General features: G+C 54.0%; 13 protein-coding genes. 4 read left to right on the top strand and 9 right to left on the bottom strand.

Annotated elements, in window-relative coordinates; all coding sequences use genetic code 11:
• Window positions 1-65 precede the first annotated feature (65 nt).
• Genes FDW98_RS10690 through FDW98_RS10675 form a run of 4 tightly spaced genes read left to right on the top strand, consistent with a single transcriptional unit; the run spans window position 66 to window position 3,171 of the window.
• The gene (locus tag FDW98_RS10690) at window positions 66-899 is read left to right on the top strand and encodes an ABC transporter substrate-binding protein (RefSeq protein ID WP_096757193.1); all 834 of its coding nucleotides are present in this window, start codon (window positions 66-68) and stop codon (window positions 897-899) included.
• Window position 900: 1 nt separating this feature from the next.
• Window positions 901-1,719 (top strand): amino acid ABC transporter ATP-binding protein, encoded by an 819-nt coding sequence (locus FDW98_RS10685; RefSeq protein ID WP_096757194.1) that lies wholly within the window; start codon window positions 901-903, stop codon window positions 1,717-1,719.
• Window positions 1,719-2,504: an amino acid ABC transporter permease gene (locus FDW98_RS10680; RefSeq protein WP_096757195.1), complete on the top strand. Its 786-nt coding sequence runs from the start codon at window positions 1,719-1,721 to the stop codon at window positions 2,502-2,504. The genes FDW98_RS10685 and FDW98_RS10680 overlap by 1 nt, the downstream gene beginning before the upstream one ends.
• Window positions 2,494-3,171: an amino acid ABC transporter permease gene (locus FDW98_RS10675; protein ID WP_096757196.1), complete on the top strand. Its 678-nt coding sequence runs from the start codon at window positions 2,494-2,496 to the stop codon at window positions 3,169-3,171. The genes FDW98_RS10680 and FDW98_RS10675 overlap by 11 nt, the downstream gene beginning before the upstream one ends.
• A 9-nt stretch (window positions 3,172-3,180) precedes the next feature.
• Here FDW98_RS10675 and ydhT read toward each other — a convergent pair whose 3' ends face one another.
• The 9 genes from ydhT to ttrS all read right to left on the bottom strand — a co-directional run bounded on the left by ydhT (window position 3,181) and on the right by ttrS (window position 12,203).
• On the bottom strand, window positions 3,181-3,993 hold the full coding sequence (gene ydhT, locus FDW98_RS10670) for a protein YdhT (protein WP_096757197.1): 813 nt from the start codon (window positions 3,991-3,993) through the stop codon (window positions 3,181-3,183).
• Window positions 3,994-3,996: 3 nt separating this feature from the next.
• Complete coding sequence (gene phsC, locus FDW98_RS10665) at window positions 3,997-4,782, bottom strand: thiosulfate reductase cytochrome B subunit (protein ID WP_096757198.1); 786 nt, start codon at window positions 4,780-4,782, stop codon at window positions 3,997-3,999.
• Window positions 4,779-5,447, bottom strand: coding sequence for a 4Fe-4S dicluster domain-containing protein (locus FDW98_RS10660; RefSeq protein WP_096757199.1), 669 nt, complete (start codon window positions 5,445-5,447; stop codon window positions 4,779-4,781). The genes phsC and FDW98_RS10660 overlap by 4 nt, the downstream gene beginning before the upstream one ends.
• Window positions 5,448-5,511: 64 nt before the next feature.
• Window positions 5,512-6,189: a YdhW family putative oxidoreductase system protein gene (locus FDW98_RS10655; RefSeq protein ID WP_096757200.1), complete on the bottom strand. Its 678-nt coding sequence runs from the start codon at window positions 6,187-6,189 to the stop codon at window positions 5,512-5,514.
• 10 nt (window positions 6,190-6,199) lie between these two features.
• On the bottom strand, window positions 6,200-8,302 hold the full coding sequence (locus tag FDW98_RS10650; protein WP_096757201.1) for an aldehyde ferredoxin oxidoreductase: 2,103 nt from the start codon (window positions 8,300-8,302) through the stop codon (window positions 6,200-6,202).
• Window positions 8,303-8,422: 120 nt separating this feature from the next.
• Complete coding sequence (locus tag FDW98_RS10645) at window positions 8,423-9,049, bottom strand: ferredoxin-like protein (protein WP_096757202.1); 627 nt, start codon at window positions 9,047-9,049, stop codon at window positions 8,423-8,425.
• Window positions 9,050-9,559: 510 nt separating this feature from the next.
• Window positions 9,560-9,769: a fumarate hydratase FumD gene (fumD, locus tag FDW98_RS10640; protein ID WP_096757203.1), complete on the bottom strand. Its 210-nt coding sequence runs from the start codon at window positions 9,767-9,769 to the stop codon at window positions 9,560-9,562.
• Between the two features lie 93 nt (window positions 9,770-9,862).
• Window positions 9,863-10,447, bottom strand: a complete 585-nt coding sequence (ttrR, locus tag FDW98_RS10635) for a tetrathionate respiration response regulator TtrR (RefSeq protein ID WP_096757204.1) — start codon at window positions 10,445-10,447, stop codon at window positions 9,863-9,865.
• Window positions 10,422-12,203, bottom strand: coding sequence for a tetrathionate respiration histidine kinase TtrS (ttrS, locus tag FDW98_RS10630; protein WP_096757205.1), 1,782 nt, complete (start codon window positions 12,201-12,203; stop codon window positions 10,422-10,424). Before ttrS ends, ttrR begins: the two co-directional genes overlap by 26 nt.
• Window positions 12,204-12,317 lie beyond the last annotated feature (114 nt).

Below are 12,317 nucleotides of genomic sequence, written 5' to 3'. Positions count from 1 at the left end.
TTGCGCCATCGATAAGTTATGGGAGCGTTAATAGCACAAACCAATAACTACAGGGATTTCATATAATGATGGCAACGAAAATTCAGCGCGCTAAAAAATCAATCCTGGCACTTAGCATATTGTCCGCGTCGGGCATGATGGCTTCGCAGGCTCAGGCCGATCAACTGGCCGATATCAAAGCTGCAGGCGTGGTGAAAGTCGCGACGTTCGACGCTAACCCACCGTTTGGCTCTGTTGATGCGAAAACACATAAAATTGTCGGCTATGACGTGGATTTTGCCGAAGCGCTGGCAAAATCACTCGGTGTAAAACTGGAACTGGTGGCAACCAATCCGGCCAACCGCATTCCGCTGTTGCAATCCGGTAAGGCCGATTTAATCGTTGCGGATATTACGATTACGCCGGAGCGGGCGCAGGTCATCGACTTTTCGGTCCCCTATTTTGTCACCGGACAGCAGTTCCTGGTGCCCGCAAAATCCCCGGACAAGCTTGATGATTACAGCAAGGCACGCATCGGCGCGGTGAAAGGCACTACCGGTGAACAGGCGCTACATCAGCGCTTCCCACAGTCACGCGTGCTGGCCTACGACGATATTCCGCTGGCGCTGACCGCATTGCGCAATGGCAATGTTCAGGCCATCACCCAGGACAGTACTATTCTGGCGGGCCTGTTAGGTGGCGCACCGGATAAAGCAGATTTCAAAATTTTACCTGACCTGCTGAGTAAAGAAGAGATCGGCGTAGGGGTGAAAAAAGGCGAAACGGCACTGTTAAACGCGGTAAACGACGAACTGCTGAAACTTGAGTCGACCGGTCAGGCGGCCAAAATCTACGATGTCTGGTTTGGGCCTGACACCAAAAATCCCCAGCCCCGCGCCTTTAAAATAGAAGCGAAGTAATATGCTCTCAGGTCTGTTTCCTCGCTCCGCAGCGCCAGCTGCGGATTTTACGCAGTTGCGTCAGGCGCGGGTCGAGCTGCGCAATGTGCATAAACAGTATGACGCGCAGGTGGTGTTAAATGACGTTAACCTGACCGTGGAGCCCGGTGAAATGGTCACCATTCTGGGCCCTTCCGGCTCAGGGAAATCTACGCTTATTCGCCTGATCAATCAGCTTGAATCACTTAGCGGGGGCGATATTTTCATTGATGACCACCCGATCGGCCAGCTGCGCGGCGCGGCCTTACGTCAGTTACGCAGTCGCATTGGTTTTGTGTTCCAGCAGTTCAATCTTTACGCACATCTGACGGCGCAGCAGAACATCTCGCTGGCGCTGGAATATGTTCACGGCTGGAATAAAACGGAGGCGAAACGACGTGCACTTGAGCTGCTGGAACAGGTCGGACTGGCTGACAAAGCCGAGGCCTACGCCGCACAGCTTTCCGGCGGTCAGCAACAGCGCGTTGCCATCGCCCGCGCCCTGGCCTCCTCCCCACAAATCCTCCTGTTTGATGAACCCACTTCCGCGCTGGATCCCGAAATGATCGGCGAAGTACTGTTGGTGATGAAAAACCTCGCCCATAGTGGCATCACGATGATTGTCGTCACTCACGAAATGCATTTCGCCCGCGAGATTGCCGATCGGGTGGTTTTCATTGATGGCGGCGATATTCTCGAAGTGGCGCCCCCCGAGGCGTTCTTTACCCGCCCACAGCACCCAAGGACCCGACGTTTCCTGAAAAAAGTTCTCGACCCGTTACATCAGGAGTCATCGTTATAATGCACGCAATGGACTGGCAGGGAGTGCTGAGCGGGCAACCTCTGCAATGGATAATGTCAGGTTTTCTGACCACGCTATGGGTGACACTGGCGGGGATCGTACTCGCCACATTGCTGGCCATCTTACTGCTCGGCCTGCGCCTTTCGGGTAATCGCATCGCCGGTGGCATGGTCAGCGTGTGGGTTTCAGTTTTTCGCAACACGCCGTTACTGGTACAACTGATGTTCTGGTATTTCGCCGCATGGAATCTGCTTCCCCGGGAGGTAATTACCTTCATCAATGCGGAGCACCCGTGGTCCATTCTGCCGGGAGAGGTCTGGTGGTTAACGCCGGAGTTTCTCTGTTCGGCCTGGGGGCTGGGGATTTTTACGTCAGCTTTTTTGGTGGAGGAAATCGCCTCCGGTTTACAGGCGGTGTCCAGCGGGCAGCGGGAAGCCGCCGTGGCGCAGGGTTTTTCTTCCTGGGCGGCCTTTCGGCATATTCTGTTGCCTCAGGGCCTGGCGAACGCCTGGCAGCCAATCGTCGGGCAGTATCTCAATTTAATGAAGCTCTCATCGCTTGCCAGCGGTATTGGTTTCGCTGAACTGACCTACCAGGTTCGGCAAATCGAGAGTTATAACGCCCACGCACTGGAAGCGTTTGCCGTCGGCACCGGGCTGTATCTGCTCACTGGGCTTGTGCTGGGAATGCTGCTCACGCGACTTGGCCCTCGGCCCGTACCGGCAAAGCGATCTGCGGTAAAAACCCACATTTTGAGCATCCGGAGTCCACAGCATGATCGCTAATATTTCGGTGATTACCGACAATCTGGACTATCTCCTGTGGGGACGCGCGGCACAGGGACAGCCGGGGGGAGTTCTGCTCACGTTACTGATGGCAATTGGCGCTGCGGTGCTGGCGCTGCCCGCCGGGATTCTCCTCGCCTGCTGCGCGTGGCGGTTCCCGGGCGTGGTGCGCAAGGGACTGTTTGTCTGGGCGGAGTTTATTCGCGGCATTCCGCTCATTTTTGTCATTTTCTGGATGTGGTACCTGCTGCCCATGCTGACAGGCAGCGATCTGCCAGGGGCGGCGACCGTCACGCTGGCGCTAGCCTGGTTTACCGCCGCCTCGGTGATGCACTCCGTGTATGCGGGCTTAAACGCGCTGCCTGGCGGTCAGTATGAGGCGTCAGTGGCTCAAGGATTTCGCCCGTTTCAGACGTTGTGGCTGATTTTACTGCCACAGGTGCTGCGTAATATCCTGCCATCGCTGACGGGGATTTTTATCGGGTTACTAAAGGATACGTCGCTGGCGTTTATCGTCAACGTCCCTGAACTGACGACGGTTGCCGGTCAGGTGAACAGCCGCGTGCAGATTTACCCGGCGGCGATTTTTGTCTTTACCGGACTGGTTTACTACCTGCTGTGTTTTGGGCTGGAGAAAGTCGCCCGGCATCGGTTCGCGCTAAAATAATGCCACGGCTCAACAGGCCACGAACTGGTGGTCGTCGTTGAGCCGGTATTTCACACCGGCACGGATATTATTCTCACCCTCGATGGCCACGGCAAACCGCATTCTCTCCCCGTCGTGATAGGCAAGCGCGGCACATCCACCGGGGCCGAGAATGATTGAATCGACCTCGCCGGTACTGGCAACGACCGCATTTTCACCGCTGGCAATAATGTGCACATTGTCAGCACAGTTAGCAATCTTTGACTCAGGGCCAAAGCTGGCGATCTGCGTGAGATCGCCGCTGCTGGCAATACGGCTGCGCTCGCCCAACGAACTGATACGCACACGCATGCCGGTACTGGCGATGCGCGTGCCGCCTCCCACGCTGCTGACGCGCGTGGAATTTCCCGCGACCGCGATTCTGCTGCGATTGCCGGAGCTGCCGACATGCGTATTGTACCCCACGCTGCCAATGCGGGCGCTGTACCCCGCGCTGGCAATCTGTGCGGCGTACCCGGCGCTGGCGATTTTGACGTTATCACCTGCACTGCCAAGGCTGTCGCGGTCCGTTGCACTCGCCAGCTGTCTGCCGTTGTCGTCTGCCGTTTGCGGGCTGGCTAAACGCGCCATCGCGAAAATATCCTGCTGCACAAAACGTGCTTCATCCAACCATTTAGACCAGCCATATTCCACGAGGCTGTCCGCCCAGTCGCCGAAACCCTCTCGCTCAAGCGCACGGTGAACATCCGCATAGCTGCCACCGTCCGGAAACGAACGCAGAAACCAGCGGTACAACACGGGCCCGACGCGCCAGGCCCGTAAGTCACTAGAGGTTATCATCATTGCTTAATGCCGATGATAGCCATCCACCATGCACCTGAAGGTTTCGCCCGGTGTGCGTCCCGTGGTGCAGAGATAAAGATGTCCAAAAATGAAAAACAGACTCACTATCGCCAGCGCAAAGTGCGCCTGCAGCAACCAGTAACGCACCCCCGGGAACAGATCGCCCACCGCTTGCGGATACAGCGACAGCAAACCAGAAATCAGCAACAGAGGTAACAGTCCGTACATTACGCCGACATAGGCCGCCTGCTGTAACGGGTTGAACTTAGACCGCGTGGATGCCGGGAACGGGTGTGCCTCACCCTGCATAATGCCAAACAGATAAAACCGCGTCTGTCGTTGCGCCCGCCCAATCCAGCCCTGGCGTTTAATCATATAGTGATGCCCGTTGCCACCGATCAGGTTGATCAGCACAAAGCCAATCCAGCACGCCAGCAGCAAGAAGCCACAGATTTCGTGCACAGCATGCAGGCTTTTCATTACCGGGGCGCTGACGGCAGAAAAGTGGTTGACCAGACCACTGCCCAGCAGCAGTAAAAACAGCAGCGCATTCGACCAGTGCCACAGGCGGACCGCCTTCGAGTACAGATAAACTTTCTCACCGTGCCCGGCTGACGCTTTATTGGCAGAGCGAAAGCGCAACATGGCGTGTAGCGCCAGCACCAGCCACATCCCCACCAGCATTAACCCGGCAGCCACCAGCCAGACTGGCCAGTAGTCGGGCTTAAACAAGGGGACGTACTGCGCCAGTTGCGCATGAAACTGTTCGGCATTCTGCGACGCGTTCATACATTATCCTTTTTAATCAAATGTTGACCGAACCGACGATACAGATGGGGTTTCCCGGCGCCTGCCAGCTGATACTCGTAAAACTTGTTTTCGCGCAGCCAGGCCTGAACCTGCGGACTATCTTCACGCCCAAATATCAGCGCATGTTCCGGGCACGCATTCACGCAGATAGGCGGGAAGCCTTTTGCCAGACGTGACTCGGCGCAGAAGTCACATTTGTCGGCCACTTTGGTTTGCGGATTAAGATAGCGAACCTGATAAGGACAGGCCCCTATGCAGTAGCTGCAGCCAATGCAACGCGCGGCGTCAACCCGCACAATCCCATTCTCATCGCGCCAGGAAGCACCGGTCGGACACACCTCAATACAGGGCGCATCGTCACAATGCTGGCAGGACTGGCGGAAATAGTGATACAGGGTTTCGTTGTCGTTATCCGACACCGGAATATGGGCAATCGACAAACGGCTACCCTGGGCTGGAACATGGTTGGTTTTTCTGCACGCTCGGGCACAAATATTACAGCCGTTGCACAATGACTCATCATGAATCATGACATAACGAACCGCTTGCGTATTTTTGGTACTTGCTAACAAGGTTTGGCCTGGGCCGGTGAAAAAAATCACCGTCCCCATGCCAATGACAAATTTTCGTCGGGTGAAGGACATCGGGTTATCCTCTAATGCTGTGACAGTGATAGTCCACACGTTCCATGACATTTACCTGATCAATTCAGGGGTTCTGGTACTGCTCAACCTCAAGCCATTCACACAGGCCGTACGCCTTGCCGTAGCGCATAAAGCGCTCGCTAAACAGATAAGGTTCCGCATTCGACGCTTCCACAACGCGTATATCTGCGTAATCCGGGTGCGTTTCCATGGCGGTCAGCGCCGCGGCTATCTGTTGAGGTGCAAAGTGATACGGCGACTGTCCGAGCATGGCGACCTTATACGGGCGAGGATACGTTCGGCAGTCAAAGCGCACCGCCTCGGCGATCGCCCGGCAGATATCGTTTTCCACCACCTGCATGCACATGTCGGCATAGTTAGCCGTCATGGTCTGCGTCGAGTAGAAATACACATCTTCCGCACCCTGCACGCAGGTAATATCCGCACTGCCCGCCTGCTCATGCATGGCGTCCAGCAGCAGCGTAAGGTCTGTTTCAGGCATTGAATAAGGTGGCTGCAAAAACACACCGCTCGCCACCAGCTGGCCCGACGTGGAGTGCTGGCGGATAAAATCCGCCATTATTGACTCCGCCGTCACCGGCTCTTCGACCTGCGGCGTGTTGCTGTGCTCTACGGCCGGGTGTAACGCCTGTAGCCACTGTCGTTTTTGGCTATCCACCTCATCAGGAAGCGCTATACACGCTTCCTCATCGGCGACCAGAACGTCGCTCACGTTAGTCATCTCGCGTTCCTTACGCCGGCAGCAGATTCTGCGCAGCCAGATCGGCTGCCACATCCTCAAGACCGAGGCGATTCAGGGTTTCACGCGTTGGGCAGCCGAGTTCCGGGTCCCAGCCCATTTCCTGATAGAACATCGTCAATGACTGGCGCATATCTTCCCGATCCATTTTGTCGGTCCCTTCGGTAAACACCGGGATCTTAGGATCTTTGTCGAAGACCCAGGAGCAGATAAGATCGTGCTCATTGCGCATATCTTTGGTTTGCATCAGTTTCACTGTATAGGCACGGTGCAACGTAAAAATACGCTCGGCGGCGAGATCCAGGCTTGCCTGCGTTGTTTCATCACCGGTTACCGCCTGGAAGAATTTCGCTTCCAGATCCAGATCTCCACGATAGTTTCGACTCTTCAGCGGCGACACCGTCATCGGCCAGACCCAGTTGCACAGCGTGACGGCGTTATGCAGACAGACCTTCAGCAGCGTCCATTTGGCATATTTAATTTTGGCGGCGTTGATTGGGGTGTAGTTTTTTGTTTCGTCGTAGGCATCCTGTGAGCCAAACAACTCACCCGCCACTTCACGCTGTAATTTCAACGGCAAACCAGAGCCGATGAAGTTGATGTGGGTGTGCGCCATGCAGTCACGGTTAAACATGCAGTTGGTGATCGCCCCCACCTGTGCCGAAGCCTCGTTAGCATGGTGAACAGGAAAACCAAACGGCGACCACAGTTTGTTTTTGGCATAGCCCCAGTACTCGTCGCCTAAATTCCAGCGTTCGGCAATGGCATATGACCCATCTGCAAGGTGGCTGAGTTCACCGACGCGATGCGCCAGGCGGTAGTAGAAATCTTTAATAAAATTAGGATCGCCCGCTTCCAGCTGATCCCAACGGATCTCGGCATACTCTTCGGCCGGCAGCACGCGTTTAAAAACGCCTTTGGCATAGCAGTAGGTGAAATCACGGTGCAATTGCCCGTAGTTACACCAGATACCGTAGTCGTCGAACAGGTTCAGGCCAACCAGATTCCCCACCACGCGGCCATCATCTTTCTCGTCAAAATCTCTCGGGCCGTTCGGGAAAATCGTGGTGTGCACGAAGTTCGCCACGCAGGTGTTACCACCGGTACTCGGTACACCAAAATCTTTAACACGCGGGACGTTGAGCTGGGTCATACAGCGAATCGGGCATGAGTGACAGCCGCTCATTTTGACCGTGTATTTTTCTGCGGCCGGTCCGAGATCGAACACCGACTTGTAGGTACGAAAGCCGACGGTATTTTGGTTGCCTGGCGGGATTTCCCCCGTTTCAATCGGGCCGCCTTCCGCCGCCCCCCAGAACAGTCCTTTACGCGCCGTCCAGCGTGAGTTTGGAGATGAATATTCAGCCCACGCCTGTGGCGTGCTCGGCACCACATGGTTGTTGTTAGCGCCGATAAGCTCGGTCATCATGTAATCGTTCAGCCGCTTCATCTCTTTACGATCGGCGATGTTGACCCCTTTTGTGCCTTCAACCGCAATGGCCTTCAGGTTCTTCGAGCCCATCACCGCACCGGTGCCAGCACCGCCGCTGTGGTTGCGGCTGTTGATCATACAGGACAGCGGTACCAGATTTTCTCCCGCCTGACCGATGGCGGTGACGCAGGTTTCCGGGCTGGTGAGGCGACAAATTTCTTCGGTCGTAGCGCGTGTACCCTTGCCCCACAGGAAGTCGGCTTTTTCGATGCTGACCTTGTCGTCTTTGATATTGATCCAGACAGGCGATGCCGCCTTACCTTCAATCACAATCGCGTCATAGCCGGCAAATTTCATTTGTGCCGCAAAGAAGCCGCCCATATGGGCATCAACGACTAAATTACCTTTGGTAAAGGTTGATAATGAGGTGATATTGACGCGTGAACTGCAGGGTGCGCCCGAGCCAGTGAGGGGACCGGTGGCGAAAACCAGTTTATTCCCTTCATCAAAAGGTTTTGTGCCTGGCGGGACTTCGTCGTACATAATTTTATAACCAAAGCCCATCCCACCGACAAATTTTTTAAATTTACTGGAATCTTCCACGGTGATATTACCCGTCGTGAGATTGACCCGTAAAATATTACCTGTCCAACCATTAGCCATCATTTTTTCCTTTGCTAGAAGGTTTAATAGATATACCCGTCATTTTGCTGGCCGCATTTCTGTACATAGCGGCAATTTTTTTGGCAATTAATGACGCGTATCAGGCAAGCCTGCGATCCATCAAACGGTAATCTCTTTCCATTCGATAATTTTTAATGCTCCAGTCGGACAAGCATTGGCGCATTCCCCACACAACACACATTTCGAGGATTTTTTAGTTTCGGTATTCACGGTCGCCATCATCCAGGGACAGGCCGTGGTACACGCGCTACAGCCAATACAGCGCTTGTGATCCACCGCAATACAACCGTCTTCCTGTTTCCAGGTAATTGCGCCTATCGGGCAGACAGCCATACATTGCGGATCTTTGCACTGACGGCAGGTGTCGGCGGTGTAGTTTAAATCGCCGTACAGTCCGCCACCGGAACCGACACCGTTGTCACCAAAGAAGAAATTGCGATGGATTTTGATACGGGAAAAGAAGGTGCCAACGGCGCCATCGTTATAATTCGTACAGGAAATTTCGCAGCGGTGACATCCTGTGCAGCGTGCACGTTGTGTCACCAGCACCCCTTTCGGCGTGTTAATCAGCCCGACAGTGCCGCTATCGACATCTTCCTGCTTACAGCCAAAAAGTGATAACAGTGCGGGGGCAATGGTTAACCCTGCCAGACCTTTTCCTGATATCCGCAGAAATTCAAGTCGCGTTAAACCACAATCTAAAAATGGACGATCAACCTGGTTCATTTATTTCGCATCCTCTTCGCAAACGCTGTAGCAGCAACACATCCAGTGCTCATGTTTATACGCGCCGGGCAGGCCAAATCGGGCCACTGATGTTGCCGACAACACGTGATATTTTTGCCCTAACCTGATCGCATCAATGACGGTGGTTAAACGGAATGAATCTTTACCCTCAAGACAGACATAATCCTTTAGGGTTAGGCGAATAAATAATGTGGTTATTCATAGCCTGTAACCTTGATCGTTATCAAGTAAAAACGGGAAGGAGAACAATTAATGCGGAGTGATATTTATTATCATTAAGGCAGGTTGAAATAGTATTTCATCTGCATTACACATATTTGTGATTACACCTCCAAATATAAGCGTATGTTTTAATCGATATATAAAATAAAACATAACGACAAATACATTTTTCTGCACTTTTTATTTTCAAAGATGAATTATATATATTGATAGAATACCGTGGCAGAATTACAGGGCGGTAGCCTTTCTCCACCGCCCTTTTCAGGATTAACCGGCTAACGCTTTAATCACCGTCTCCATGGCCTGTTTTTCTAACTCACTGCGTTGCACGCGCTGATTGGCGAGGGTGGTTCTCAGTACACCGGCAATGACGATATGCTTAGGCTCTTGTCCCAGATCGCGCATTTCCAGTACTACTTTACCAACAACTCTGCACATCTCGCGGTACAGTTCGTCATCTTTGGTCTGATTACCCATATTTGCCTGCTCGTCATTAGCTCAAACCAACAGCATATATCAGTCTGGTTTATTAGACAAAAAATCAATGAAAATCAAATAACTGTCATGAATCTACAGAACCTGCTGGAGTCGGTTAACCAGCTCAGCCAGGCTCCCCGCCTGCATTTTTTCCATCACTCTTGCCCGGTGAACCTCAACGGTACGGACCGCAATATTCATTGCATCTGCGATTTCCCGGTTCATCAATCCTTGTGCCACCAGACCGGCCAGTTGGCGTTCCTTTGGGGTAAGCTGTTGGTAGCAAGCGACGATCTCATGGCGCGTGCATGCCGTAATGGAAACCTGCAGAGCATGTTCCAGCGCGACCTGAAGTGGTCCGGCAGAAACCGGCTTTTGCAGAAAATCGACCGCTCCACGTTTCATTTGCGCGACCGCCATCGGTACATCGCCATGCCCGGTAAGAAAGACCACCGCCAGCGTGCTGCCGCGCCGTAGCATCTCGTCATGTACACCTTGTCCATCCAGTCCCGGCATACGCATATCCAGCAATACAACCCCGACCTGATGCAAATTAACCTCGGCCAGGAAGGTTTCTCCGTGCTGCCAGCACCGGACCTTGTATCCCAGACTTTCCAGTAAAAATGCGCAGGCCTGGGTGACGGCTACATCGTCATCCAGCAGATGAATGATCGCCACAATCGCCCCCTTTCTGTGTTGGCTTAAAATGTAATCTTACCGCGACACCCGCCCGACCATCCGGAGCCTGTTGATTGTTGATGCTGATCTCGCCTCCAGCATAGCGAACCAGGCGTTGGCATATGACCAATCCCAGCCCCATTCCTTCTTTGCGGGTAGTCATAAACGGTTGGAACGCCTGATAAAGCTGAGTTTCATCGATTCCTCCGGCGTTATCCTGTACCTGTATGCTGATACCGTCGTCCACATGTTGAGCGGTAAACCACACCGTGCTGGCCCCTGCCTGAGCGGCGTTAAGCACCAGATTTGCCAGTACTTGTTCCAGCAGAACGCTGGGCAGCGTCAGCGTTAAGTTTGCGCTGACCGTCGTTTGCAGCGTGACGTCAGGGAATTGCTGTGTCATACGCAATAATTGCCACACGTGGTGGACAGCATCACGGATGTTGATCGCCTGCCAGTCATCCGTCATTACTGGATTGCCCTGGGCCTGGCTGGCCCACAGACGCAGATTGCGCAACGTATCGCCCCCCCGCTGTGCCTGAGCATCTATCTGTTCAAGCGCAGGTAACAGCGGATGCTGTTGATCCTGACCGCGCAGGCGAATCAGGCAGCCTTGCGCGTAGTGACGGATAGCCGAGAGCGGCTGGTTAAGTTCATGGGCAAACCCGGACGTCATCTCGCCGAGGACGCTCATCTGACGCGCGGTTTCCAGTGCCTGCTCCTGCTTGCGCAACAGCACATTGTTACGCTCCAGCAGCCTGCCGCGACGACGGACCAACAGCATCACCCAGATGTAGTTGAGTGTGAGCAACAGCAGAACCACCGCTGCTGCCCCCATTACCAGTTGATGCTGGATAAACCAGCTTTTGATATCCAGCCACAGTTGACGCTGCTGCGGGTGCTGACGAACGTCACGTAGCAACGTTTCGACCTCGCGGGTCGAGGCGGGAGCTCCCCAGCGAAAAGGCGCATCTTGTGGGGCATTAAACAGAACCCGGGTGACGCGATCGGCAAGTTCATCACTCACTGCTGGCAGTGCGGCGAAGGACCAGTCAGGATAAAGCGGCGTGCTGCTCAGGCAGGGAATCGACGTCGGATGGTTGAGCACCACCTTAAAATCGGCTTTATGGATCAGCCCTTCTTCATCCATTTTTTCCAGCAGACACACCGGCACAATCACGGCCTGAACGGCTTTCTCACGCAATAAATACACTAACGCATCGGCAGGAAAACCCGTGAACCTCAGGCGCAAATCGCGCTCCGGGCGCAATCCCGCATCGATAAGCGCTTTATAACCCAGCAAATAGCCGCCAAATGCCTGGGCATCGATCGCCCCAACCGTTTTGCCGATCAGATCGTGTGCCGACGCGATCTCTCCGTCACGCCTGACCAGGATCGCACTACCAATCACATTGCTGGTTGCTTTTCCGCCGCGGGTGGAGCGTAAGGATGCCAGCCAGCGTAGCGCTGCGCGGTTGTTTAACTGCACAAACTGCGCCGGATTGGTTACCACAAACTGCACGGTTCCCCGGTTCACGGCATCTTGCATCTGGTGCAGGTCCAACGGTTGAATATGAAACCGTTCACCGGCGATTTGCTGATTCAGCAGGGTTTCCAGCGGCTGCCAGTGATTACGTGTGGTGACCTCCCCACGCATGGCTAAGACGCCAATGTTCCATGTCTGCGCCCAGGCCGCTCCACTCAGCATCCACAACGCTGCCAGCACCGTCAGGCAATGTACTACTTTACATCTCACGCCATTATCCCTGTCATTTATGTTGTTTTAGATCAACAACAAGCCGGGTATGTGGTTAACCACAATAGAGTACCCCCCGCCACGATTTTTACACTGTAAATCATCAAGATTCTT

The organism is Citrobacter sp. wls711, from assembly GCF_005281055.1.
GTDB lineage: Bacteria > Pseudomonadota > Gammaproteobacteria > Enterobacterales > Enterobacteriaceae > Citrobacter > Citrobacter gillenii.
Note: the sequence above shows the minus strand (reverse complement) of the source record. Positions and strands in the feature narration are given on the sequence as shown.

Coding starts and splice junctions, on each gene's coding strand:
- FDW98_RS10690 (WP_096757193.1), top strand. CDS start 66: ATGATGGCAACGAAAATTCAGCGCGCTAAAAAATCAATCCTGGCACTT.
- FDW98_RS10685 (WP_096757194.1), top strand. CDS start 901: ATGCTCTCAGGTCTGTTTCCTCGCTCCGCAGCGCCAGCTGCGGATTTT.
- FDW98_RS10680 (WP_096757195.1), top strand. CDS start 1,719: ATGCACGCAATGGACTGGCAGGGAGTGCTGAGCGGGCAACCTCTGCAA.
- FDW98_RS10675 (WP_096757196.1), top strand. CDS start 2,494: ATGATCGCTAATATTTCGGTGATTACCGACAATCTGGACTATCTCCTG.
- ydhT (WP_096757197.1), bottom strand. CDS start 3,993: ATGATGATAACCTCTAGTGACTTACGGGCCTGGCGCGTCGGGCCCGTG.
- phsC (WP_096757198.1), bottom strand. CDS start 4,782: ATGAACGCGTCGCAGAATGCCGAACAGTTTCATGCGCAACTGGCGCAG.
- FDW98_RS10660 (WP_096757199.1), bottom strand. CDS start 5,447: ATGTCCTTCACCCGACGAAAATTTGTCATTGGCATGGGGACGGTGATT.
- FDW98_RS10655 (WP_096757200.1), bottom strand. CDS start 6,189: ATGACTAACGTGAGCGACGTTCTGGTCGCCGATGAGGAAGCGTGTATA.
- FDW98_RS10650 (WP_096757201.1), bottom strand. CDS start 8,302: ATGGCTAATGGTTGGACAGGTAATATTTTACGGGTCAATCTCACGACG.
- FDW98_RS10645 (WP_096757202.1), bottom strand. CDS start 9,049: ATGAACCAGGTTGATCGTCCATTTTTAGATTGTGGTTTAACGCGACTT.
- fumD (WP_096757203.1), bottom strand. CDS start 9,769: ATGGGTAATCAGACCAAAGATGACGAACTGTACCGCGAGATGTGCAGA.